We start from the raw sequence: 24,875 nt of genomic DNA, 5'->3' as shown, positions 1-24,875 counted from the left end.
CACCCCACGCGCGATCGTTCGTGCACGAACGGTACGCTGGGCGCATGGCGCAGACCAAGATCGACCCCCTCGCCCTCGACCGACAGCTCTGCTTCGCGCTCGCGGCCACGAGCCGCAGCGTCATCGGGCTGTACCGCGACCTGCTCGAACCGATGGGTCTCACGCACCCGCAGTACCTCGTGATGCTCGCCCTGTGGGAGCACGACCCCCGCTCGGTGCGCGAGATCGCCGGCGAACTCCGCCTCGAGTCCGCGACGCTCAGCCCACTGCTCAAGCGGCTCGAGGCCTCCGGCTACGTCAAGCGCACCAGGAGCAGCAGCGACGAACGACAGCTCGAGGTCTCCCTGACGACCGCCGGACGAGCACTCCGCGAGCGCGCCCGCTCGGTGCCGATCACCGTCGCGGACCGGCTCGGGTGGCCGCTCGACCGTCTCGAACGGCTGAAGGACGAGCTGACGGAACTCCTCGAACTCGTCGACACCGTGTGATCCGCATTCGTTCGTGCCATAATGATGAGTGCACGAACGAAAGGACCATCGTGGGACGCTTCGGCAGCTGGTACGAACGCTGGAACAGCACGCTCATCCGCAAGATGGGTCCGTCGCAGATCGGCGCAGGGCACCCGGAAGGCGTCGACGACCGCAGCATCGACCGCCCGTGCCCGATGTGCGGCGCGGCGCTCTCGCGACACCAGGTGATTCGGCCGGAGGGGCAGGTCCGGTCCTCCACGCTGGTCTGCCCACGCGACTGAGCCCACCAAGACCGGGCCAGACGGGACTGCGTCGCCCTGGAACTGGGAATCGACCCCGTGCCGGAATTGCACCGAGCAACACGACGTTCCACCTCGTCGTGAAGCTCTTCGAACCCGCCACCTTCGGCGCACTCCCCCTGTCGAACCGCATCGTCATGGCCCCGCTGACCCGCACGCGCGCCGGCGAGCACGGCGTCCCGAACGACCTGCTCGTCGAGCACTACGCGCAGCGTGCGAGCCTCGGTCTCATCGTCACCGAGGGCACCTGGCCCGTCCAGGAAGGCCGCTCGTACCCCGGCCAGCCCGGCATCGAGACCGACGAGCAGATCGCCGGATGGCGTCGGGTGACGGACGCCGTGCACGCGGCCGGCGGCACCATCGTCATGCAGCTCATGCACGGCGGCCGGGTCTCGCACCCGTCGATCGCCGGCACGCCCCGCATCGTCGGACCGTCCGCCGTCGCAGCACCGGGACAGACCCACCTGGCCGACGGCTCGAAGGCCGACATGCCGGTCCCGCACGCGCTGACCACCGCCGAGGTGCAGGACGCCGTGCAGGGCTTCGTGCAGGCCGCCCGCAACGCGATCGCCGCCGGGCTCGACGGCGTCGAGGTGCACGGAGCGAACGGGTACCTCGTGCACGAGTTCATGTCGAGCACGTCGAACACCCGCACCGACCAGTACGGCGGCTCCCCGGAGAACCGTGCCCGCTTCGCGATCGAGGTCACGACCGCGATCGCGGAGGCGATCGGCGCGGACCGCACCGGCATCCGCCTGTCGCCGGAGCACGGCATCCAGGGCGTCATCGAGAACGACCCGGCGGACGTGCTGGCGACCTACACCGCCCTCGCCGAGGGTCTCGCACCGCTCGGCCTGGCGTTCGTCGACGTCCTGCACGCCGAGCCGACCGGCGAGCTCGTGCAGCACATCCGTCGCACGGTGGGCGCCCCGTTCATCGTGAACTCGGGCTTCAGCGCGCTGACCACCCGCGACGAGGCGATCGCCCTGGTCGACGGCGACCACGCGGACGCCGTCGCAGCCGGACGCGCCGCGATCGCGAACCCGGACCTCGCGCACCGCTGGGAGCACGGCGCCGAGCTCAACGATCCTCGCCCCGAGCTGTTCTACGGCCAGGGCGCCGAGGGCTACACCGACTACCCGACGCTCGCCGAGTCGCGCGCGACGGCCACCGCGTAGCAACCGGGCAGCAGGACCGACGGGAGGCCCGTGGCGGGATCGCCACGGGCCTCCCGTCCGTCACGGCGCCGGTCGGTCCTGGTCAGCGCCGTCCCACAGGTCGGCGCACTCGACGCGATCGGCGCCGTTCCGGCGCAGGTACGCGCCGGCACCCCGGTCCCCGTCGAGTTCGGCGCGGACCGCGGGCCAGTGCGCGCGACCGAGGAGGACGGGGTGCCCCGGACGGCCGTCGTGGACGGCCTGGCGGAGCGTGTCCACGCGGGGTCTCGGGCCCAGTACCCGGCGGACCGCCTCGGCCGGGAGCCCGGGCAGGTCGACCAGGGTGACCAGGCCGGCATCGACCGCCTGGTCCTCGTCGAGCGCGATGAGGCCGGCGTCGAGGGAGGCACCGAGCCCGTCCCGCCACCGCTCTGCGACGGTCACGCTGACCGCTGGTCGTGCGGGGACGAGCGCGCGGGCCTCGTCGGCGGCGGCACCGAGGACGACCACGACGCCGTCACAACCGCCGTCGAGCAGTGCCCCGACGGCCAGTTCCAGCCACGGCCGGCCGGTGTCGTCACGGACGAGCGCCTTCGGCCGGCCCATGCGCGTGCCGGCGCCGGCGGCGAGGACGAGTCCGACGGTCCGGGTCTGCATACCCCGAGCATGCCAGCCATCACGAGGCGAGCCCCTCGTCACGAGACGAGCCCGTCGTCACGAGACGTTCCGCGCCGGAAACGGGGCCGAAACACTCGTTTCCTAGTGTGGCGCCCACGACACCACCGATCGAGGAGATCAGCGATGGCCTGGAACCGGGGCATGATCGCGCACGGCCGACAGCCGATCAGCGCAGACGCCCTGTTCCTCCACGCCCAGATCGGACCCGTCCATGGACCTCGTCACCGTCCGCACCGTGCGGACGCCGTCGCACCGCGACGAACTCGCACTCGAACCAGGTGAGCGGCCGCTCGCCGGCGGCACCTGGCTCTTCTCCGAGGAGCAACCGGGGCTGACCGGCCTCGTCGACCTCACGACGCTCGGCTGGCCCGACGTCGAGCGGTCCCGCGGGACGCTCACGATCGCGGCGACGTGCACGATCGCGTCGCTCTTGCGGCTCGCACCGGACGACGACTGGCGCGCCTGGCCGCTCGTCGAGCAGTGCGCGAACGCCCTCCTCGCCTCGTTCAAGGTCTGGAACGCCGCGACGGTCGGGGGGAACGTCGCCGTCGGGCTCCCCGCCGGGGCGATGACCGCGCTGCTGTGCACCCTCGACGCGGTCGCCGTGGTCTGGACGTCGTCCGGTGGCTCGCGGCGGCTGCCGGTCGCGGGGCTCGTGCGAGGGGTCAGGACGCTCGACCTCGGACCCGGCGAGGTGATCCGGGCGTTCGAGGTACCGACGGCTGCGCTCCGTGCCACGACCGGGTACCGCCGGGTCGCCCTCAGCCCGCACGGCAGGTCCGGGGCGCTCGTGACCGCCAGGTGGGACGCGAGCGGGTTCGTGCTCGTCGTCACCGCCGCCACGCCCCGTCCGCTCGTGCTCCGTTCCACGACGATCCCGTCGGCGGCCGAGCTCGACCTCGCGATGGCCGCGCACGACGACTGGTACGACGACCCGCACGGCTCCCCCGACTGGCGTCGAGCGGTCAGCACCCGGTTCGCACACGAGCTCCGGGACGACGCGGCGAGCGCGGGAGGTGCGTCGTGAGGTTCGAGGTCGACGGCACCCGGCTCGACGTCACGCCCGAACCGGGGCAGGTGCTGCGGACGCTCCTCCGCGAGCACGGGGTCACCTCGGTGAAGAAGGGCTGCGACTCCGGCGACTGCGGCGCGTGCTCGGTGCTCGTCGACGGGACCCCGGTGCACTCGTGCATCACCCCTGCGCACCGCCTTGAGGGGCGGACCGTCACCACGGCCGCCGGACTCGGCACCCCGGAGCAGCCGCACCCGGTGCAGCGCGCGTTCGCCGACGCCGCGGCGTTCCAGTGCGGGTTCTGCACCGCGGGCTACGTCGTGACCGCGTCGACGCTCGACGCCGACGACCTCGACGACCGCCACCGGAAGCTCAAGGGGAACCTCTGCCGGTGCACCGGGTACCGCGCGATCTCCGACGCCCTGGACGGCGTCCGCAACACGGTGCGCGCCGGCGCCGGAGCAGCGGTCGGGCAGTCCGTCGCCGCCCCCGCCGCCATGCGCATCGTCACCGGGAACGAGGAGTACACGCTCGACGTCAGGAAGACCGAGGCGCTGCTCCACCTCGCCGTCCTCGGCAGCCCGCACCCGCACGCCCGCATCGTGTCGATCGACACCACCGAGGCCGAGGCGCTCGACGGCGTCCACGCGGTGCTCACCCACCACGACGACCCCGGCGTGCTGTTCTCCACCGGCCGGCACGAGTCCCGCCTCGACGACCCCGACGACACGCTCGTGTTCGACACGGTGCTGCGCTTCCGTGGCCAGCGCGTCGCAGCCGTCGTCGCGGACAGCGTCCGGATCGCCGAGCAGGCGTGCGCGCTCGTCCGCGTCAGGTACGAGGTCCTGCCGAGCGTGCACGACCCCGACGCCGCGCGCGCTCCTGGTGCGCCGCTCCTGCACGCAGACAAGACGACGGTCGAGCATCGCATCGCAGAACCCGCTCGCAACGTCGTCGCCGCGCTGCACGGCGAGACCGGGGACGTCGAGCGCGCGCTCGCGGGCTCCGCCGCGACCGTCGACGGCACGTGGACGACGGGTCGCGTCTCGCACGCCGCGCTCGAGACGCACGCGACGCGCGGTTCCGTCGACGCGGACGGGAGGCTCGTGCTGCGGACCGCCACGCAGGTCCCGTTCCTGGTCCGGGACGAAGTGGCGCGGGTCTTCGGTCTGGACCCGGACCGTGTCCGCGTGGTCGCGAAGCGCGTCGGCGGCGGGTTCGGCGGCAAACAGGAGATGCTCACCGAGGACCTCGTCACCCTCGCGGTGCTCCGCACCGGTCGCAGCGTGCAGTACGAGTTCAGCCGGCGCGACGAGTTCACGATCGCCCCGACCCGGCACCCGATGCGCGTCCGGGTCCGGCTCGGCGCGACCACGGACGGCACGCTGACGGCGATGCACGTCGACCAGACGATGGACACGGGCGCGTACGGCAACCACGGCGTCGGCGTGATGTTCCACTCCGTGAGCGAGTCCGTCGCGGTCTACCGCTGCCCGGTGAAGCGCGTCGACGCCGAGTCGGTGTACACGAACAACCTGCCGTCTGGGGCGTTCCGCGGCTACGGGCTCGGGCAGGTCGTGTTCGCGATCGAGTCGGCGATGGACGACCTGGCGCACGAGCTCGGCATCGACCCGATCGAGCTCCGCCGGCGCAACGTGATCGTGCCGGGCGACCCGCTCGTCGTGACCGACCCGCACGAGGAGTCCGACCTGCGGTGGGAGGGCAGCTACGGGCTCGACCAGTGCCTGGACCTCGTCGAGGACGCGCTCGCCGCCGGACCCGTGACCGAGGCGCCCGCGATGGACGGGCCACCGCTCGACGACTCCCCGGACTGGGCGACCGGCACGGGCATCGCGCTCGCCGCCATCGCGACGATGCCGCCACGGGGCCACCACGCCCACACCTCCGTCGAACTCACCGCGGGTGGTCGCTACCGGATCGGCGTCGGGACGGCCGAGTTCGGCAACGGGACGACGACCGTGCACACGCAGCTCGTCGCCACCGCGCTCGGGACCACCCCGGACCGGGTCGACGTCCACCAGTCCGACACCGACGCAGCACGCTACGACACCGGGGCGTTCGGGTCGGCGGGCGTCGTCGTCGCCGGCCGAGCCCTGTACGCGGCCGCGCAGGCGCTCCGGGAGGACATGACCGCGCGGGCGCTCGAGCTCGTCGCCGCGCGGACGCCCAGGACCGCCAGCGGGGTGCTCGGTCCGGCCGTGGTGATCGAGTCCGACGGGGTCCGGGTCGGCGACGAACATGTCACGGTCGACGAACTGCTGGCGCACGGTCCGCTCGTCGCGCACGGCACGCACGACGGGACCCCGCGGTCGCTGGCGTTCACGGTGCACGGCGCCCGGGTCGCGGTGCACCGTCCCACCGGTGAGGTCCGGGTGCTGCAGAGCGTGCAGGCCGTCGACGCGGGCACCGTGCTGAACCCCGAGCAGCTCCGCGGCCAGGTCGAGGGCGGTTCGGCGCAGGCGATCGGGTCCACGCTCTACGAAGAGGTGGTCCTCGACGACACCGGCCGGGTGACGACCGACAGCTTCCGCGCGTACCGCGTCCCGAAGATCTCCGACGTGCCGCGGACGGAGGTGCGCTTCGCCGCGACCCACGACCCGCTCGGACCACTCGGGGCGAAGTCGATGAGCGAGGCGCCGTACAACCCCGTGGCGCCGGCGATCGCGAACGCCGTGCGGGACGCCATCGGCGTTCGCCCGTACCGGCTGCCCATGACCCGCGACCGGATCTGGGCGCTCGCCACGGGCGTCGGCCGGCCCACCGACGGAGGTGCGTGATGTTCGAACTCGCACCGCGCCTCCTGGCCGTGCTCGACGGCGGCGACCCCGTCGTCGTCGCGACCGCCGTCGACGTCACGGGCAGTGCGCCCAGCGGGGCGGGCACCTCGATGGCACTGCTCCCCGACGGACAGGTCGTCGGGACGATCTCCGGCGGGTGCATCGAGGGGTCGCTGTTCCTGACCGCCGAGGAGGTCATGTCGACCGGGGAGCCGGTGCTCGAACGGTTCGGGTTCGAGGACCCCGCCGACGCGGTCTGGGCCCCTGGGCTGCGGTGCGGCGGACGGGTCGAGGTGCTCGTGCACCGCATCGATCCGTCGGACCGGGTCGTCGTCCGAGCACTCCGCGCGGCTGCTGCCGGGGACCCCGTGTCCATGGGACTGTCGCTCGAACCCGACACGCTCGCTGCCACCGACCGCTGCGACGGACGCGTCTTCACCGAGCACGCCGACGTGCGCGCACGGTGCATCGTCGTCGGTGCCGTCGAGTTCGCGGTCGCCGTCACCAACACCGCGGCGATGCTCGGCCACGCCGTCACCGTGGTCGACCCGCGTCCGGTGTTCCTGACCGACGAGCGGTTCCCCGCCGCACGGGAGCGCATCGTCGGCTGGCCGCCCCGGGTGCTGGCCGACCTGCCGATCGACGAGCGGACCGCCGTGGTGCTGCTCTCGCACGACGACCGGTTCGACGCCGCCGTGATCGACCTCGCACTCCGACGCGGGGCCGGGTACGTCGGCGCGATGGGCTCCCGCGCGACGCACGCCCGCCGGCTCACCGTGCTCCATGAACTCGGGACCCCGGACCTCGACCGACTGCGCTCCCCCATCGGACTCGACATCGGCGCGACGACCCCTGCCGAGATGGCGATCTCGATCATGGCCGAGGTGATCGCGGTGCGCACCGGTGCATCCGGTCGGCCACTCGTCGACGGCGCCGGGCCGATCCACGCCCCGGCGTTCCGGGGGCCTGCCCGCGCGGCTGTTGGTGACCGTGCGGAAACACCCTCGTGACACGCGCTCAATACCGTCGGAGCATGTCCCAGATCCTGATCCGCGGCGGATGGGTCCTCACCGCCGCCCCCGACCACAGCGACACCCCGGCCGCGATCCGCGACGGTGCGGTCCTGCTCGACGGCGACCGCATCGCCGCGGTCGGGACCTTCGCGGCCCTGTCCGCCGCGCACCCCTCGGCGACGGTGCGCGGCGGCTCGAACGACATCGTGACACCCGGCTTCGTGAACACCCACGGGCACTTCAGCGAGGGGCTCATCACCGGGATCGGCTCGCAGTACACGCTGTGGGAGTGGCTGCAGGAGCTCATCTCGCACGTCAACCCCGTGATGACCCGCGACAAGGCGTACGCCGGCACGATGCTCCAGGGCATCCAAATGCTCCGCAGCGGCGTCACCACCGCGAACGACATGTTCTGCTCGGACCCGATCCCCGGCGAACCGGCCACCCTCGGTGTCGTCCGGGCGCTCGAGGAACTCGGGCTCCGCGGTGTCGTCTCGTTCGGGTCGGGCGACGTCGACCGCGGCTTCGGACCCGGCCCGATCCTGGAGGAGTTCGACGCGCTCCGCGAGACCGCCGACGCCAGTCGCTACAGCACCTTCCGGGTCGGCATGTCCTCCATCGGGCGGTACACCGACGCAGCGTGGGAGTCGCACATCGAGTACGCCGTCGCGGGCGGCCACGGCATCCACGTCCATGTCCACGAGGTCCGCGAGGAGGTCACCGCCGCCCGCCAGCGCACCGGCCGCACGGTCGTCGGGCACGCCGAGGCCACCGGGATGTTCCAGGTGCCCGTGATCGCCGCACACAGCGTGTGGATGGACCGCGACGACCGCGAGCGCTACGCCGCGAACGGGGTCGGCGTCGCGCACAACCCCGTCGCGAACGGCATCCTCGCCAGCGGCATCGCACCCGTCGCGGAACTCCGCGCGCTCGGCGTGCCCGTCGGCATCGGGGTCGACGGCCCGGCCTCGAACGACTCGCAGGACTTCCTGCAGGCGATGAAGACCGCTGCACTCCTCGCCCGCATCCGTGACCTGCAGGCCACCGCGATGAGTGCGCGCGAGGCGTTCGAGATGGCCACCATCGGCGGTGCCGCTGCGCTCCGCATGGATGACTCGATCGGGTCGCTCGAACCGGGGAAGCGTGCGGACGTCGTCGTGTTCGACGGGGAGAGCCCGACGCTCGCGAACGTCCACGACCCCTACCAGGCCGTGGTCTTCGTGGCGGGCAGTCGGGAGATCGAGGACGTGTGGGTGGACGGGTCGCTGAGCCTCGAGCACGGGGAGGTGACCCGCGTCGACGTGCGGGAGGCCGTCGCACGGGCCCGGCCGCTCGCTCGGCAGCTCGTCGCCGAAGCCGGACTCGAGCGCCTGTCGGTGCTGAACGGCGGGGCGCTGGACGACACGGAGCGGCCGTAGCCGTGCCGAGCGACGCTGCGAAGTTCATCGGGAATCACTAGAGTCTGCACAGGTGGGGCTCAGGTGCGCCGAGGGGCGGCGCGAGGGGAAGCCCCCTGAAAGCGAGAACTGGTGTCCACATCGACTCCAACAGCGGGGCGGCGATCGATTCGTCGGTCCCTCCTGCTCATCATCACGTTGATCGCAATGGTCCTGTCCACAGTGGCCTTCGTGAACCCCCAACAGGCGCGAGCAGCTGGAACGTGCGGTTCGTACTGTGAGGGCATCTCTGGGGATCCCCAGACGCTGGCGAAACAGCTGGTGGGCTACAAGAACGACGGCAAGTTCTCCGCCTCTGTGGCAGCCAACGGCACCAACGACCTGTACAACTTCGAGATCGTTCCCATCGCCAACGGGAAGCCTTACCCCACATGCAACGTCGACGTCCGCACCCTGCAGACGATGGTGATCGTGATCAAGCGATTCGGTTCACTCTCGATGAACGATCTCAACCGCCAATGTGACAAGATCGCCCATAATCCGGCGTGTGGCACAAGCCTTTCGCTGCACTGCACAGATCCCGCGAGAGCGATGGACTTCGGAGCGGTCGGCGGAACGAGGGTCGACGGCACAGACCCGAGAAGCCACGAACTGCTCGATTTCCTCGACACATTCGTTCCATCGGGAACCCACGCACTACAGGACGTGTGCAGCGAGACAGGGTACCGACGCGGATGGACGTTCACCAACATGTCCGGAATCCCCGGCATCACAGATTCCTGCAGTCACCAGCACGTCGACTTCAGCAACGTCCAGGCCGGCCTGCGCCTGCCGACCGCATCGACGTCGACGCAGAACCGCGCGAACAAGCTCTACCCGAGCGGCCCGATCGGGTACAACTCGGGCAACAACGAAGAAGTGTTCGGCATCAGCGCCGCCGGTGACGTCGCACACAACTACTCCACGCCTGGTGCCGGCACCGGATGGAGTGGGTGGAGTTCCCTGCAGGGCAGCTCCAACACCAAGGTCACGACCGGGAAGAACAGCGACGGCAACGCCGAGGTGTTCGCCATCGGCGGCGGCGGCACCATCTTCCACAAGTGGTTCGTCCCGGGGACCGGATGGAGCGCGTGGAACTCGCTGGGCAGTTCCGGCTTCACGGACATGGCCCTGAGCTACAACGTCGACGGCAACGAGGTCGTCTACGCCATCGGCGGCGACGGCGTGATGTACCAGGCGTGGTTCGATCCCAAGACAGGATGGACCGGCTGGAGCTCCCTCAAGGGCGACCACTGGACCGACGTCACGACCGGCTTCAACCGCAACGGTGAACCCGAGATCTTCGCACTCGGCGGAGGGGGACGTGTGTTCCACAAGTGGTTCACCAAGGGCGTCGGATGGAACGACTGGGCTCTGGTGAACTCGGGTGGCGGCTTCACGAAGATCACCCTTGCCTACAACTCGATCGGTGATGAAGAGCTCTTCGCCATCGGCAGCGGCGGTTCGATCTCCCACGCCTGGTACGACGCCGCGAAGGGGTGGACACCGTGGAAGAGCCTCGGTGGGTCTGGCTTCGGTGACCTGGCCGTCGGCGTGAACGCTGGCGGCTTCGCGGACGTCTTCGGCGTCGGGAGCGATGGCGCGCTGTACCACGCCTGGTACGACCCCACCAACGACTGGAGCTCGTTCACCAAGCTCGGCGGCTCTGGCTTCAAGGAGGTCGCGATCGGCTACAACGAGAAGGACAACGAGGAAGTCTTCGCCATCGGTAGCAACGGGCAGGTCTACCACACCTACTCGACGCCTGGTCAGGGCACGGGATGGAGTGGCATCACGTCCCTGGGCGGCTCCGGCGTTCGGTGGGGATGACGCGGGGCTCCTGACGAACACCGACTGAACCGACCCCCACTGGGTTCCCCCGGGAGCCTGGTGGGGGTCGTTCGTTTCTACCGGCCGTTCGCGGCCAGACGGGCGCGGTTCGGACGAGTGTCGGCGGCGTGCTTCGTGGGGAGCACCGCTTCTGGAGATGGCAGGTCGCAGACGGGCCCGCCGCACGCACCGCGGCGGCGACCTCGTTGACCTGCAGAATTCGGCAAGCTCCCCATCATTTTCTGGAGGCGGCCACGGTCCGCCGAACGGAGGACTGTGGAGCGGCTCAGGCCGCTGCTAGCGTCCGATTGGATGCAATCCACAGCAGTTCGTCCCTACCAAAATCGGAACTAGTCGAGGCGCAAATGAAGACGACCATCACTCCCGGCGGCGAAGCTACAACTTCCGTCACACTCAAGATGCGGTTCGGTGCGCTTCTGCTCGTAGCAGCGGCAGTTCTCTCCGCGACGGCATTCACCGCCAGCCCGGCACACGCCGAGAAGATTGGCTCCCTGCTCACCATCGGGTGCGGGAACAAGTTTGCGCAGCTGAACTGGACGAGCACGGGAGAGGTTCACCTCTTCGGGTCGACCAATCGCGATTCCGCAGGCACGAACCTGCTCCGAATCGTGACGAAGAACGGCTCGTACAGCTACAACTCGGGCTACCACACCTACACGTTCCAGATCGGTGCCTCGACCGGGCACGTCACGAGTCTCAAGCAGGTTTGCGTGGCGCAGGGGTAACCAGCAGCACACCAGATGAGGGCCGTGATCTCGTTGTCAACGACGAGGTGACGGCCCTTCGTCGCGATCATGGAAGGGTGAAGGACTCCGGTGGCGCCCACTTGTGCTCGGTCACGGCGTCATGGTCGGGCGGACCTCCGACAGCTCATGAAGGCATTCATGCCCGCGGCCTAGTAGCACGGCCAGCAATGCAGAACGCCCCGAGCCGGTGGGCTGCGGGGCGTCTGCTGTTCGGTGTTTCGGCGGCCTGGCTACACCTGGCCGGTACTTCCGTGCGCTCGAAGGGACTCGAACCCCCAACCTTCTGATCCGTAGTCAGATGCTCTATCCATTGAGCTACGAGCGCGTGGCTGCCGAAGCGGCCGTGGAAGACTCTACAACAGGTGCAGGCCGGAGCGCCAATCGAGCAGACCACGGGCCGATGTTCGGCGTGTCGCCGGTCAGAGGCCGGCGAGCTCCTCGCCGAACACCTCGGCGAGGAAGACCTCGAGGGCCTGCCACGACCGTCGATCGGCCAGCGCTTGGTACTGCGCCCCGTGGTCGGGCGCGTCCGTACCGGGCACCGCGAACGCGTGCATCGCACCCGCGTACGTGACGACCTGCCAGTCGACCCCTGGTGCCGCACGCATCTCGTCCTGCCACGCGGCGACCTTGGCGTCGGGGACGACCGGGTCGGCCGCACCGGTCAGCACCAGGAGCGGGGCGCGGATCGCTCCGGCGTCGGAGGGCTCGTGCGTCAGCAGGTTGCCGTGGAAGGACACGGCGCCGGCGAGGTCGGCGCCGGTGCGGGCGAGCTCGAGTGCGGCAGACCCGCCGAAGCAGTAGCCCATCACGACGATGCGGGAGTGGTCGACGTCGGGGTCCTCGCGGAGCCGGTCGAGTCCGGCCTGCACGCGGGCACGCATGAGCGGCAGGTCCTGGTAGTACGACGACGCCACCTGCCCGGCGGTGTCGTCACCCGGTCGGACGTCCGCGCCGTAGACGTCGGCACCGAACGCGACGTAGCCGAGCCGCGCGAGCATCGTCACGCGCGCCTCGACGTGTTCGTTGACGCCGTGCCAGTCGTGGACGACGAGGACCGCCGGGCGCGGGCCGGACACCGCGGCGTCCTTCGCCAGGACCCCGGCGAGCGCCGTGCCCTCGTGTTCGTAGTGCACCGGTTCGACGGTGATGTCGGATCCGGCTGGTTCGGGAACGGTCTGCAGGACGTCGTCGATCGTGGTCACGTCTCCGGACGCTACCCCTGGATGTTGTCCCAGCCCTCGGGTCCCTCGGAGCCTGCGGGGTAGTCGTCGAGCGGGACCTTGCCGGCCTGCCACGCGGTGAGGAACGGCTCGACGACCTTCCAGCCCTGCACGGCGCTGTCGCCGCGGACGGACAGGGTGGCATCGCCTTCGAGGACACCGGCGAGGACCTCCCCGTAGGCGCTCAGCCGTCCGGGGTTGAAGCTGACCTCGAGCGCGGTGTGGTCGATCGTGTACGGGTCGCCTGCACCGTTCACGTTGAGCTCGAGCTGCATCTGGTCGGGGGCGATCCAGATGCGGAGCCGGTCGGGGCGCTGCACGCCGGTGAGCCCGTCGGGCACGTGCGGGGAGTCCTTGAACGTGATGACGATCTCCCGACGTTGCGCGCCGAGCGCCTTGCCCGAGCGGAGCGTGAACGGGACGCCCGCCCAGCGCCAGTTCGCGATCTCGAGGGTGATCTGCGCGAGGGTCTCGGTGCCGATCTGCGGGTCGACCCCGTCCTCGTCGACGTACGAGGGCAGGGAGCGGTCCCCGATCGTCCCCGCGGTGTACCGCCCGCGCTTCCCGGCGGTGAGCGGGTCACCGCCCCACGGCCGGACGGCGCGGAGCACGAGTTCCTTCTGGGTGCGCAGGTCGTCGGCGTCGATGGACGCCGGTGCTTCCATCGCCACCACGGCCATCACCTGGAGCAGGTGGCTCTGGATCATGTCGACCAGCGCCCCGGCCTTGTCGTAGTACCGAGCGCGTCCTTCGAGCCCGAGGGTCTCGTCGTAGACGATGTCGACCCGGTCGACGTGGACGCTCGACAGCAGCGGTTCGATGATGCGGTTCGCGAACCGCAGGCCGAGGAGGTTGAGGACCGTGGACCGGCCCAGGAAGTGGTCGACGCGGTGGATGCGTTCCTCGGGCAGGAACGAGTGCAGGACGTCGTTGAGGTGCTCTGCGCTGGCGGCGTCGGTGCCGAACGGCTTCTCGAGCGCGAGCCGGGTCCCCTCCGGCAGATCGAGCCCCTTGAGCACCTCGCAGCTCTTCTCGGTGACGGCGGGCGGCAGCGCGAAGTACACGGCCGGGTCGTGCTGGCACGCCGCGAGCAGTGCCTTCAGGTCGTCGGGGTCGGTGACGTCGGCCTTGCGGTAGCTCGATGCGTCGACGACGGCCTGCAGCCGCTCGGGGAGCTTCGCCGTGCCCTCGGCGCCCTCGTCCTCGTCCTTCGAGGCCTGCGCGTTCTCGAAGGACTCGTGCACGAGCTGCTTCCAGTCGGCGTCCGAGATGTCCTCCACGCCGGCACCGATCAGCTGGACGTCCCAGTCCGTCTTGACCTCGAGCAGGGTCGCGAGACCCGGCAGCAGCAGTCGTTTGGACAGGTCGCCGCTCGCTCCGAGGATGAGCAGTGTGGTCTGGAGGCTCGCCATGCCTCAGAACGTACCCACCGGTTCCGGCGCACGGTCGGCTCGCTCCAATACGGTGGAGGGAACGGCGCGAAGGAGCACCATGACGAACGAGGATACCGGACGACGACTGCGAGTGGTCGTCGTCGGCACCGGGATGATCGCGGCGGTGCACGTCCGTGCCGCCAGGGCGGCCGGAGCGGACGTGCTCGGAGTCCTCGGCAGGAACGCGGAGCGCTCCGCGCAGGTGGCCGCGCAACTGGACCTGCCGAAGGGGTACGGCTCCCTCGACGAGGTCATCGCGGACCGGCCGGACGTCGTCCACGTGTGCACCCCGAACGACCAGCACCACCCCCAGGCGCTCGCGGTGATCCGGGCCGGCATCAACGTGGTGTGCGAGAAGCCGCTCGCGGTGTCGAGCGAGCAGGCGGCGGAACTCGAACGCGCTGCGTCCGAGGCCGGCGTCGTGGCGACGATCCCGTTCGTCTACCGCTTCCACCCGATGGTGCGCGAGATCAGGGCGAAGATCGCCGACGGGGACCTCGGCCGCGTGCTCGCCGTCCACGGCCACTACCTGCAGGACTGGATGCTCGACGAGGACTCCTCGTCGTGGCGGGTCGACGCGGGCGCCGGTGGACTGTCGCGGGCGTTCGCGGACATCGGTTCGCACTGGTGCGACCTGGTCGAGTTCGTCACCGGCGAGCGCTTCGGGTCGGTGAACGCCGTGACCGACATCGTCTACCCGACCCGACCGGCCGCGTCGGGTCCGTCCTTCTCGGGTTCCCCGGACCCGGATCCCCTCGCCGACGCGTCGACGCGCGCCGAGGTCACCACCGAGGACACCGCCGTCGCGACGTTCCGGACCGGCTCCGGTCGCATCGGCAACGTGGTGATCTCGCAGGTCGCAGCTGGACGCAAGAACCGGCTGTGGTTCGAGGTCGACGGGACCCGCGGCAGCGCGGCGTTCGACCAGGAGCAGCCGGAGTCGGCGTGGTTCGGCAACGAGACAGGGGCGCAGATCCTGGTCAGGGACCCGGCCCAAGGGTCGCCGGACCAGCGACGCCTGGCGATCGTGCCCTCCGGGCACCCGCAGGGCTACCTCGACGCCTTCTCGGCCTTCGTCGCGGACACGTACGCCGCGGTGCGCACCGGCGAGGCCCCCGACGGTCTGCCCACGTTCGCCGACGGGGCACGGTCCGCCCGCATCATCGACGCGGTCGTCGCCAGCGCCGGCGACGACGCGTGGAAGGAGATCGCATGAAGCTCGGGATGCTCACCGCGTGCCTGCCCGGTTGGTCCCTCGACCGCATCGCGGAGTTCGCCGTGGAGCAGGGCTACGAGCGGCTGGAGGTCGGCGTCTGGCCGGGCACGGGCGGCCGAGACTTCGAGGCGGCGCACCTGCCGGTCGCGACCTTCACGGAGTCCGACGCAGCGCAGACCCGGGAGCTGCTCGACCGCACCGGGCTGGAGATCAGCGCGTTCGCCTACTACGAGAACAACCTCCACCACGACCCGGTCCGTCGCGCCGAGGTCCACGAGCACCTCAAGCACGCGATCGACGCGGCACAGGTGCTCGGCGTGCCGTACGTCGGCACGTTCATCGGCCGCGACAACGGCAAGTCCGTGCGGGACAACATGGTCGAAGGCAACCGGGTGCTGCCGGAACTCGTCGACTACGCCGGAGAACGAGGGGTGCGGCTCATCATCGAGAACTGCGTCATGGAGGGCTGGCACCCCGACGGCTCCCCTGGCAACATCGCGTACTCCCCCGAGCTCTGGGGGTGGGTCACGGGGCTCGGCTTCGGCCTGAACTGGGACCCGTCGCACCTGACCTGGATCGGCATCGACCCGGTCGAGACGATCCTGCCGTTCGCCGAGCACATCGTGCACGCGCAGGCGAAGGACGTCGAGCTCTTCCCCGCGAAGCGGAACGAGTACGGCTTCTTCGGCAAGGTCGACAAGGGGGACGACCCCTGGGACATGGGCTGGTGGCGCTTCCGGGTCCCGGGCCGTGGTGTCGTGGACTGGCCGCACGTCGTGGACCGGCTGTACGAGGCGGGGTTCGAGGGCACGCTGAGCGTCGAGCACGAGGACCCGCTGTGGGGCGGCACCGACGACCGGGTGCTGGAGGGCCTCCGGATCGCGCACCGCACGCTCCGCCCCCTGATCGCCGAGGAGCACTGACCGCCGAGGAGCACTGACCACACCACAGGTGTTGCCTGTGTGAACTTCATGTGACGAGTTGCGCCGAGGGCTGGCGCGTCCGCTGTACGTCCTCATAGGTTCATGGCCGATGAACACTTCCCACCTTCCCGGAACCCCGAGCACTCGGCGGAGGCGGGGCGTCCTCACCGGCGCTGCCCTCGCGACCGCCGGTGTCCTCGTCACCCTCTCCGTCCCCTCCGCAGCGGTCGCCGCCGACGAGATCGCGTCGTCGATCGACATCTACGACGTCAACGACTTCCACGGTCGCATCGAATCCGGCAGCGGCATCGCCGGCGCCGCGGTCCTCGCCGGCGCCGTCGAGCAGCTGCGCACCGCGAACCCGGCGTCGGCCTTCGTCAGCGCCGGCGACAACGTCGGCGCCTCGACCTTCACCTCGTTCGTGCAGGACGACCAGCCCACCATCGACGCCCTCAACGCGATCGGCCTGAGCGTCAGCGCGATCGGCAACCACGAGCTGGACAAGGGGCAGGACGACCTGCGCGACCGGATCATCGGCCCCGACGACGACCGGAACGCGAAGTACGACCACGTCTCGGCGAACCTGGTGAAGAAGTCGGACGGCACGCCCGCGTTCGACCCGTACGAGATCGAGGAGATCGGCGGCGTCCGCGTCGGGTTCATCGGGGCGACCACGGAGCTGATCCCCGAGCTCGTCTCCCCCGCCGGCATCGAGGGTCTCGAGATGGCCGACATCGTGGACTCGGTGAACAAGTACGCCGACCAGCTCACCGACGGCGACGAGTCGAACGACGAGGCCGATGCCCTCGTCCTGCTCGTGCACGAGGGCGCGGCCGACGCGACCCTCGCGAGCGCGACCGGTGACAACGACTTCGGCCACATCGCGAAGGACGTCACCGCGAAGGTGTCCGTGATCTTCTCCGGCCACACGCACCAGCTCTACAACCACGCGATCGTCCCGACCGACGGCACCACCGCGCGTCCGGTGCTCCAGACGGGCTCGTACGGCGGGTACCTCGGGCACGCGAAGCTCACGATCGACCCCACGACCAAGAAGGTGACGGCAGCCACTGCGGAGAACATCTCCCTGACGACGGGCGCCTACCCCGCGGACCCGGAGATCACGAAGCTCGTCAGCGACGCGAAGGCCGTCGCCGACATCAAGGGCAGGGTGGTCCTCGGCACGATCGACGAGGACATGCTCCGCGCCAAGCAGACCGACGGCTCGGAGAACCGCGGTGGCGAATCCACACTCGGCAACTTCATCGCCGAGGTCCAGCGCAAGCAGACCGAGCGCAACGGCTCCCAGATCGCGTTCATGAACCCGGGCGGCCTCCGCACCGACATGACGTACAAGGCCTCGGGGAACGGCGAGCAGGACGGTGAGGTCACCTACCAGGAGGCCGCCGGCGTCCAGCCGTTCGCGAACACCCTGGTCGTCCTCGACCTGACCGGCGACCAGATCCGTCGCGCGCTCGAACAGCAGTGGCAGCCCACCGGGTCCAGCCGTCCGTTCCTGAAGCTCGGCACGTCGAAGGGCTTCTCGTACACGTACGACCCGACGGCAGCGGTCGGTTCGAAGATCACCGACATGCAGCTCGACGGCGCACCGATCGACGCCGGCACGACGTACAAGGTGACGGTCAACTCGTTCCTCGCCTCGGGTGGCGACAACTTCGGTGCGTTCAACGAGGCATCGGCGAAGGCCGACAGCGGCACCGTCGACCTGCAGGCCCAGGTGGACTACTTCACCGCCACGCCGGCCGTCGTCGTGAACGACGACCAGGGCGCCGTCGGCGTCACGATCACCCCCACCCCGGAGGGCGGCTTCCAGCCTGGTGACGAGGTCACCGTCGGGCTGTCGTCGCTGACCTTCAGCAACGCGGGCGACCAGTCCGGCACCGTCTCGGTCAGCGCCGGCGGCCAGGAGCTCGCGAGCTCCGCCATCGACACGACGATCGTCGACACCACGGACGAGCAGGGTCGGGCAACGCTGACCTTCCAGGTCCCAGGTGGGACCACGGCCTCCCCGGCTGCCGCTCGTGCACTCGGCACGGTCACCCTCGCCGCGGCGGTCACCCCGGCCGCCACGACCGAGGAGCCCCTCGTGATCACGCTGCCGAACGGCCAGCAGATCACCCTCGCGGCAACGACCATCCCGGTCGCCGCGGTCACCGACCCGACGGACCCGACCGACCCGGGCACCCCGGGTACCGGTGGCGGCGCGGGTGACGGTGCCGGCAGCGGCACGGGAACCGGCACCGACGTCGCCGGCGGCACGCCCGGTGCGACCTCCGGCTCCGGCGCCCTCGCCTACACGGGTGCCGACCTGGCGGCCCCGGCCGTCATCGCCGGCCTGCTGCTCCTGGCGGGCCTCACGGCCATGGTGATCGCCCGCCGGAAGCGCGCACAGGCGCAGGCGAGCGTGCAGGCGGACTGACACCGAGCCTCCAGTCCGCCGAACGGGTCGTCTCATCCAGGTGAGACGGCCCGTTCGGCCTGTCCGTGAACAGCAGATCACTGTGCATCCGCAGAACGGCGCGGTACTCTCTGCCTTGTCGCACAGCGACGCGTCGCGCTGGGTCGCCTCTCATCCCGGACGGTGGTTCCGCCCGGCGAGACCCCGTGGCGCGGGTGTCCTCCGTCTCCAGGGAAACGACGGAGGACACCCACTCACCACACGGTGTCGCTAGCGGAACAGCTGCTCGCCGATGTACGAGCCCTTCTTCGGGGCCGGTGGGATCGCGAACACCGCGGAACCGATGTGGGCGATGTACTCGTTGAGCCGGTCGACCGCGCCGAGTCGGCGCTGGATCCGGGTGAAGTGCTCCGGGTCGTTCACGTACGCCGCGAACAGCAGGCCGGCGTCGAGCTGGCCGTACTGGTTCAGCCCGTCGGTGTAGTTGTACGGGCGTCGGAGGATCTTCACGCCGTCGTTGTTCTCGTGCGCCGCGAGCGCCACGTGCGACGTCTCGTCGATCTTGCGGTCGCCCGATGCCGTGCGCGCGTGGAAGTCCGGCGTCGTGTGCTCCGTGCCGCCGGACAGGGGCGCGCCCTCGATCTTGGTGCGGCCGAACACCCGCTGCTGATCGCTGACGACGTCCGCGTCCCAGATCTCGATGTTCATCTGGATCTTCCGGACGACCTGGTAGGTGCCACCGGCCATCCACCCGTCGGCCTCGCCGTCTGGGTCGACCCAGACGAACCGGTCGTACTCCTCGTCGGTGGTGACGTTCCTGGTGCCGTCCTTGAACCCCATCAGGTTCCGCGGCGTGGTCTGCGACGGCCCAGCGGACGCCCGACCGAAGCCGAGGACGGTCCAGCGCACCGTCGCGGTGCCGCGGGCCATCCTGGCCAGGTCGCGGATCGCGTGGTACGCCACCTGGGGATCGTCGGCGCACGCCTGCAGCGACAGGTCCCCGCCGCTCAGGCCCTCCTGCAACCGGTCGCTCGGCAGGGTCGGGATCTGCCGAAGCGCGTCCGGCCGTCTCGACGCGAGGCCGAAGCGCTCGTCGAAGATCCCCGGCCCGAGCCCGACGGTGACCGTCAGGGACGCGGGCCCGAGGTCGAGCGCCTCCCCCGTGTCTGCGCCGACGCCGTCGCCGTGGGCGGGTTCGACGGAGCCGACGGTCTTGCCCGCCTGCAGCTGCGCGATCGACGCGGACCACCGGGCGAGGAGCACCTGCAGGTCCGTCGCGACCGACGACGACATGTCGAACGTCATGAAGACGCAGTAGCGCTGGGGTGTGGTGCGGATCCCGCCCTGCGGCTGCCGGGCGGCCGTCGCGTAGAAGGGGTGGCTCAGGGACAGGTCGATGGACTCGTCGCCGTTGGTCGCGGCGGCGAACGGGTTGACGCCGGTGGCGATGGTGGCGCCGGCGATCCCGGCTGCCGCGCCGACGCCGGCTCCGGCAGCGGCCAGTCCGGCACCGGTGGCCACGCCGGCGCCGAACAGCCCGCGGCGGGAGAGCGCGGGGCCGGCCGCGTCGGCGCCGGACGCGGCGTCGGCCCCGGGAGGGGTGCGCCCGTCCGTCACGCCGTGGCGACCTTCTCGGCCAGCCGCGACAGCGGGTCCTGCAGTGCCTGGACGCGCTGCGAGACCTCGTTGGCGTGCGCGGACTTGGCGGCGTCGTCCCAGCTGTCGAACCCGCCGAGGTCGTCGGCGTTGCGGAAGCCGTCCATCATGCTGTTCGTCTTGTCGAACTGCGCGGCGATCTGCTTCGTCAGCGTCGGGTCGAGCTTGGTCAGGCCCGGCTTCAGGTACGCGAAGGCCTGACGGGCACCCTCGACGTTCGCAGCGAGGTCGACGAGGTCGATGTGGCTGTACGCCTCCTCCTCGCCGGTGATCTTGTTCGACTGGACCTCCTCGAGGAGCCCGGCCGCACCGTTCGCCAGGTCCTCGGGCTTGTAGTCGAGCGTCGGGACGAGCTTCGCGAGCAGCGTCACGTTGGTGGTCAGGTCGGCCGCGTACTGCTTCGTCCCGTCGCTGATGGCACCCGTCTCGAAGAGGTCGCGCTCGACCGCGTGGAAGCCGCTCCAGCCGACGGCGGGGTCGAGGTTCGACGCCCGCATGTCGATCAGGTAGTCCAGGTTGCCGGCGTTGTCGGTGGCCTTGAAGCCCTTCTTCACGAAACCGTCGACGTCGCTCTCGACGTGCTCGTAGTACGGGCGGGCGTCGGCGTAGTCCTTCTTCGCGGCCTCGAGGTTCCCCGCGTCGATGTCGGTCTGCAGCTGCTCGACGGCGGTGACCATGTCGCTCACCTGGGCGTCGACGTACTTCGAGTACCCCGTCGCACCGGACTTCAGGAGCGTCGCGGCGCTGCTGTTCGCGGTGGAGGCGACCTTGCCGGTGACCGTGAAGTCGGTGAGTTCCCGGTCCGCTCCCGGGCAGTACACCTGGTACTTCCCGCCGCCGAGCGTCGCGGTGAACCGCACGGCGTCGAGCCCCGGTGCGAGGTTCTCCTTCTCGCCGAAGATCCGCTGGTCCTGCAGGAGCTCGACCTCGGTGATGGCGGTCGACGACTCGTTCTTCACGGTGAACGTCACGGGCCCGGCCGGCACCTTCGTGGTCGACACGGCGCACTTGTCCGAGCCGTCGTTCGTCAGCGTGATCGAGACGCGGGACACCTTCCCGGAGTCCGTGGAGTCGTCCGTCGCGGACGACGACGTGGCCGCGCACCCGGTGAGAGCGAGCGCGGTGACGACACCGAGGGCGCCGAGGGTGGTGAGGGGTCGGACGGTGTGCTTACCGAACGGCATAGTCGGGACTCCTTGCAGGGTCCCCGGCGGGCGGGCCGCGTGCGGGGACGGTTTCGGGGGTGTGGTCTGCGGGCGCCGTCTGACGACGGCGGTCACGGAGTGCGAGGGCGAACTGCGCGGCAGCTGCGATGCCGAGGGCGATCGGCAGCCAGGCCTTCCAGAGCGCCAGCTCAGCGGCCCGCGTCTGTGCGGCCGCCACGGTCGTGGCGGTCCGCTGGACGCGGGAGTCGGGGACCGCGAAAACACTGCGGTCGATCGTGGTGGTGCGAGCGGACGGGAGGCGCCCACCGCTCAGGGTGAGCACGGAACGTTCCGAGCTGGTCGCGTCCAGGACGCCGCCTGCGACGGTCCAGAGCGTGGTCGTCTCGGAGACGGCCCACTCCGCCCGGAACGGGCCGGGGTTCGTCGACGGCGAGATGCCGACGGGCACCCGGCCGAAGATCCCGACGAGGTCGTCCAGCGTCAGGGTCGTCGGTTCGTCGTCGCTGGTCGGGGTCCCACCGCCCGTGGTGGTCGATCGCCAGCGGTCGGCGGTCAGCCCCGCTCGGACGACCGTGCGGTGGGTCGACGCCGGGAAGTCCACGCGGGACTGGCTGCCGTTGCCCCTGGTCCGCAACACCGCCGATGCACCGTGCACCTCTGCGGACACCGAGGTCTGGTCGCCGGTCGTCGCGACGGTCGACGGGACGTGCACGCCGCCGGACGGCACGGCGATCGCGAGTGCGATCGCAGCGACGGCCAGGGTGCTGGCGATGCCGGTGCGGACCACGGGGACCCGTGCCGCCGCCGGCCGCCAGGCACGCGGCCAGAGCGAGATCGCGAGGACCGGGACCACGTAGAGGACCCATCCGAGGACCTCGATCACGCGGGGGTCCGGCGGGATCCCGAGGACGCCGGTGACGAGGGCGCCCTGCACGGAGCCGTTCGGCGCGAGCCAGCTGAGGTCGACGGTGCGCTGCTGCCCGATGACGATCCAGCCGGCCTCGTGCGCGCGTCGGAGCACCGTCAGGACGAGCCCGCCGGCGACGAACACCAGGAAGACGCCGGTGCCGGTGAAGAACTTCGACAGGTTCAGCCGGACGCCGCCGGTGTAGATGCCGTAGCCGATGAGGACCGCGGCCGCGATGCCGATCACGGCGCCGAGTGCGGCGAGCCCGGTGTCCGACGACGCCTGGAAGGTCGCGAGGAGGAACACCGCCGTCTCGAAGCCCTCCTTGAGGACGGCGAGGAAGGCCATGCCGGCGAGCGCCCACGCGGTCCCGCGGCCCATCGCCTGTGTCGCGCTCGCCTCGAGCTCCGTCGTCAGGGTCCGCGCGTGGGTGCGCATCCAGACGATCATCCCGGTGACGAAGACGACCGCGACGATGCCGATGACCGCTTCCATGCCCTCCTGCTGGGCCTGTGGGAGCGCCTGCTCGACGATCTGCAGGCCGAAGCCGACGGCCACGCTGAGCAGCACGGCGACCCCGACCCCGAGCCACATCGGCGCGAGCGGGACACGGTTGCGGCGCAGGAAGGCGGCGATGATGCCGACGATGAGCGTGGCTTCGAGGCCTTCACGGAGACCGATGACGAGGGTGGCGAGCATGGCAAAGGCAAGGTTAGCCTTACCTCACCCCTCCCGGCTACCCGTTCGGCGTGGGGTTTGATGGTTCTCATGAACCTGCTCTCCGCCGACGGCCTCGCCGCCGTGACGAACGTGCTCGACCTCGCCGGGGTCTTCGCGTCCGCGCTCCTCGGCGGAGCGGTCGCCCGGACGATGGGGCTCGACCTGTTCGGGTTCCTGGTCGTCGGGTTCGTCTCGGGGCTCGGTGGCGGCATGCTGCGCGACGTGCTGCTGCAGAACGGGCCACCGGTCGCGCTGACCGACCCGCTGTACGTGCCGATCGCGGTCGCCGGTGCGCTCGTCGCCTTCTTCGTGTCGTTCTCCGAGCGTGGGTGGGACCGACTGTTCACGTTCCTCGACGCCGCCGTGATCGGGTTCTGGGCGGTGGTCGGCGTGCAACGGACCTTCGACGCAGGACTCGAGTGGCCGGCGGCGATCATCATGGGCACGATCACCGCGGTCGGCGGCGGTGTCGGCCGGGACCTGCTGCTCCGGCGCGTGCCCGCGGTGTTCGGCGGGAACGCCCTCTACGCCTCCGTGGCGGTCGCCGCCTCGGCGGTGATGGTCGTCGCCTCGGCACTCGGCTCCCCGACCATCGGGATCGTCGCCGCCGTGGTGCTCTCCCTCGTACTCCGGTGGGGCGCCGTGCGGTGGGGCTGGGGGCTGCCGAACGGTCGCGACTGGCAGCCGCAGTCGACGCTGGCGTCCCTGCTGCGTCGGGGCAAGGGGATCCGTCCGGATGCGATCCGTCTGCTCCGTCGGCCGGGACGCCGCCGGGGCCCTGGGAGTGTGCACACCGAGGACGACGACGCGGACTGAGCGGGTTCCGCGTCCGGCCCCTCGGGCGTAGCATCGATCCCGCTGGGTATCGGACCCGGCACACGCACCCCGGTCGGACGGCCGGGCGCGTGCAGCGCACGGATGGGGACCGACGCGACCCGAACGCGCCGGAACCACCCGTGGTCGCGCGTGATCGGATGCACGGCGCGGCAGGTCCCCCGGCCCACGCGCGATCAGCAGAATGGACGGGTACGACCTCCACGTCTGCCCGGTGCCACCGGGCTCCGTCTGAACCAGGAACAGATGAGCGACGCTGCTTCTCCCGACGACCGCCAGACCTCGGCCAGGACCCCGAGAGCCGAGGTGCGCGAGCGCCTGCTCACCGCGGGTGCCGAGGTCTTCGCCGAACAGGGCGTGCACGAAGCGCGGCTCGACGACGTCGCCGCCCGCGCCGGGTTCAGCAAGGGTGCGGTCTACTCGAACTTCTCCTCGAAGGAGGACCTCGTCGCGCAGGTCATGCAGCGCGCGACGAACCTGGTGCTCGGCTCGCTCGACGAGCTCGTGCGCGAGGACATCGCCGCCGCCGACATCGGTGACATCGTCCGGGCAGCGTTCGGCCGCCACGACCAGAGCGCGCAGTTCGCCCTGCTGTCCGAGTTCCGCGGCTTCGCGATCCGCCGCCCGGAGCTCATGCCCGAGTTCGTCCGGCAGCGCCGGGTGCTCCAGGACGGCGTGCACCGACTCGTGCTGCTGTGGTTCGGCGCGCACCCGGAGATCGACCCGGGGATGCCGCTCGACGTCTTCTCGACCGCGCTCATCGGCGCGAACGTCGGCATCGTGTTCGACTCCCCCGCGCTCGACGGCGTGAACCCCGGCGAGGTCGTCGCCACCCTCGTCGAGGCCGTCATCCGCCCGCGCTGACCCGAGTCTCGCTCAGCCCGAGTCTCGACCCGCCGAAGACCCCGCGGGCCGAGC

20 protein-coding genes and 1 tRNA gene are annotated in these 24,875 nt (G+C 70.6%); 14 read left to right on the top strand and 7 right to left on the bottom strand.

Going from position 1 to position 24,875, the window contains the following annotated elements:
* Positions 1-44 precede the first annotated feature (44 nt).
* The 3 genes from ACIPJ2_RS18660 (at position 45) to ACIPJ2_RS18650 (ending at position 1,947) form a co-directional block, all read left to right on the top strand.
* The gene (locus ACIPJ2_RS18660; RefSeq protein WP_402730101.1) at positions 45-488 is read left to right on the top strand and encodes a MarR family winged helix-turn-helix transcriptional regulator; all 444 of its coding nucleotides are present in this window, start codon (positions 45-47) and stop codon (positions 486-488) included.
* 50 nt (positions 489-538) lie between these two features.
* Positions 539-751, top strand: coding sequence for a hypothetical protein (locus ACIPJ2_RS18655; protein ID WP_402730100.1), 213 nt, complete (start codon positions 539-541; stop codon positions 749-751).
* Positions 752-849: 98 nt separating this feature from the next.
* Complete coding sequence (locus ACIPJ2_RS18650; protein ID WP_402730099.1) at positions 850-1,947, top strand: alkene reductase; 1,098 nt, start codon at positions 850-852, stop codon at positions 1,945-1,947.
* Between the two features lie 60 nt (positions 1,948-2,007).
* Here ACIPJ2_RS18650 and ACIPJ2_RS18645 read toward each other — a convergent pair whose 3' ends face one another.
* A complete protein-coding gene (locus tag ACIPJ2_RS18645) occupies positions 2,008-2,583 on the bottom strand; it encodes an NTP transferase domain-containing protein (RefSeq protein ID WP_402730098.1) in 576 nt (191 codons plus the stop codon).
* Between the two features lie 232 nt (positions 2,584-2,815).
* Between ACIPJ2_RS18645 and ACIPJ2_RS18640 the strand changes: the two genes are divergently transcribed.
* The 6 genes from ACIPJ2_RS18640 (at position 2,816) to ACIPJ2_RS18615 (ending at position 11,439) form a co-directional block, all read left to right on the top strand.
* Positions 2,816-3,631, top strand: a complete 816-nt coding sequence (locus ACIPJ2_RS18640; RefSeq protein WP_402730097.1) for an FAD binding domain-containing protein — start codon at positions 2,816-2,818, stop codon at positions 3,629-3,631.
* Positions 3,628-6,414, top strand: coding sequence for a molybdopterin-dependent oxidoreductase (locus tag ACIPJ2_RS18635; protein ID WP_402730096.1), 2,787 nt, complete (start codon positions 3,628-3,630; stop codon positions 6,412-6,414). Before ACIPJ2_RS18640 ends, ACIPJ2_RS18635 begins: the two co-directional genes overlap by 4 nt.
* Complete coding sequence (locus ACIPJ2_RS18630) at positions 6,414-7,424, top strand: XdhC family protein (RefSeq protein ID WP_402730095.1); 1,011 nt, start codon at positions 6,414-6,416, stop codon at positions 7,422-7,424. The genes ACIPJ2_RS18635 and ACIPJ2_RS18630 overlap by 1 nt, the downstream gene beginning before the upstream one ends.
* A gap of 23 nt (positions 7,425-7,447) precedes the next feature.
* Complete coding sequence (locus ACIPJ2_RS18625) at positions 7,448-8,845, top strand: amidohydrolase family protein (protein WP_402730094.1); 1,398 nt, start codon at positions 7,448-7,450, stop codon at positions 8,843-8,845.
* Positions 8,846-8,956: 111 nt separating this feature from the next.
* Positions 8,957-10,693 carry a hypothetical protein gene (locus ACIPJ2_RS18620; RefSeq protein ID WP_402730093.1) on the top strand — a complete coding sequence of 579 codons (1,737 nt, stop codon included), beginning with the start codon at positions 8,957-8,959 and terminating at the stop codon, positions 10,691-10,693.
* Between the two features lie 365 nt (positions 10,694-11,058).
* Positions 11,059-11,439, top strand: a complete 381-nt coding sequence (locus tag ACIPJ2_RS18615; protein WP_402730092.1) for a hypothetical protein — start codon at positions 11,059-11,061, stop codon at positions 11,437-11,439.
* A gap of 273 nt (positions 11,440-11,712) precedes the next feature.
* Here the strand turns inward: ACIPJ2_RS18615 and ACIPJ2_RS18610 are convergent.
* The 3 genes from ACIPJ2_RS18610 to ACIPJ2_RS18600 form a co-directional block, all read right to left on the bottom strand.
* Positions 11,713-11,785, bottom strand: a tRNA-Arg gene (locus ACIPJ2_RS18610).
* A gap of 94 nt (positions 11,786-11,879) precedes the next feature.
* Positions 11,880-12,665, bottom strand: coding sequence for a dienelactone hydrolase family protein (locus ACIPJ2_RS18605; protein WP_402730091.1), 786 nt, complete (start codon positions 12,663-12,665; stop codon positions 11,880-11,882).
* An 11-nt stretch (positions 12,666-12,676) separates the two neighbouring features.
* Entirely contained in the window at positions 12,677-14,095 is a 1,419-nt protein-coding gene (locus ACIPJ2_RS18600; RefSeq protein ID WP_402730090.1) for a glucose-6-phosphate dehydrogenase, read from the bottom strand.
* Positions 14,096-14,174: 79 nt separating this feature from the next.
* Between ACIPJ2_RS18600 and ACIPJ2_RS18595 the strand changes: the two genes are divergently transcribed.
* The 3 genes from ACIPJ2_RS18595 to ACIPJ2_RS18585 all read left to right on the top strand — a co-directional run bounded on the left by ACIPJ2_RS18595 (position 14,175) and on the right by ACIPJ2_RS18585 (position 18,695).
* Entirely contained in the window at positions 14,175-15,332 is a 1,158-nt protein-coding gene (locus ACIPJ2_RS18595) for a Gfo/Idh/MocA family protein (protein WP_402730089.1), read from the top strand.
* A complete protein-coding gene (locus ACIPJ2_RS18590) occupies positions 15,329-16,255 on the top strand; it encodes a sugar phosphate isomerase/epimerase family protein (RefSeq protein WP_402730088.1) in 927 nt (308 codons plus the stop codon). Before ACIPJ2_RS18595 ends, ACIPJ2_RS18590 begins: the two co-directional genes overlap by 4 nt.
* Before the next feature lie 109 nt (positions 16,256-16,364).
* Entirely contained in the window at positions 16,365-18,695 is a 2,331-nt protein-coding gene (locus ACIPJ2_RS18585) for a bifunctional metallophosphatase/5'-nucleotidase (protein WP_402730087.1), read from the top strand.
* Positions 18,696-18,944: 249 nt separating this feature from the next.
* On the opposite strand, the gene ACIPJ2_RS18580 is transcribed toward ACIPJ2_RS18585, so the two are convergent.
* From ACIPJ2_RS18580 to efeU, 3 genes are read right to left on the bottom strand one after another with little or no spacing between them, the layout of a single operon-like run.
* Positions 18,945-20,291, bottom strand: a complete 1,347-nt coding sequence (locus ACIPJ2_RS18580) for a Dyp-type peroxidase (protein ID WP_402730086.1) — start codon at positions 20,289-20,291, stop codon at positions 18,945-18,947.
* Positions 20,288-21,514, bottom strand: coding sequence for an iron uptake system protein EfeO (efeO, locus tag ACIPJ2_RS18575; RefSeq protein ID WP_402730085.1), 1,227 nt, complete (start codon positions 21,512-21,514; stop codon positions 20,288-20,290). Before efeO ends, ACIPJ2_RS18580 begins: the two co-directional genes overlap by 4 nt.
* Positions 21,501-23,102: an iron uptake transporter permease EfeU gene (gene efeU / locus ACIPJ2_RS18570; RefSeq protein ID WP_402730084.1), complete on the bottom strand. Its 1,602-nt coding sequence runs from the start codon at positions 23,100-23,102 to the stop codon at positions 21,501-21,503. The genes efeO and efeU overlap by 14 nt, the downstream gene beginning before the upstream one ends.
* Positions 23,103-23,171: 69 nt before the next feature.
* On the opposite strand from efeU, the gene ACIPJ2_RS18565 reads away from it, so the two are divergent.
* Both ACIPJ2_RS18565 and ACIPJ2_RS18560 read left to right on the top strand, forming a co-directional pair.
* Positions 23,172-23,939: a trimeric intracellular cation channel family protein gene (locus ACIPJ2_RS18565; RefSeq protein ID WP_281265492.1), complete on the top strand. Its 768-nt coding sequence runs from the start codon at positions 23,172-23,174 to the stop codon at positions 23,937-23,939.
* A 264-nt stretch (positions 23,940-24,203) separates the two neighbouring features.
* Positions 24,204-24,821, top strand: a complete 618-nt coding sequence (locus ACIPJ2_RS18560) for a TetR/AcrR family transcriptional regulator (protein ID WP_402730083.1) — start codon at positions 24,204-24,206, stop codon at positions 24,819-24,821.
* The last annotated feature ends 54 nt before the right edge of the window (positions 24,822-24,875 follow it).

The sequence above is a fragment of the Curtobacterium sp. NPDC090217 genome, assembly GCF_044746705.1.
In the GTDB taxonomy this organism is placed as follows: domain Bacteria; phylum Actinomycetota; class Actinomycetes; order Actinomycetales; family Microbacteriaceae; genus Curtobacterium.
This window is presented reverse-complemented; position numbering and strand designations above follow the sequence as displayed.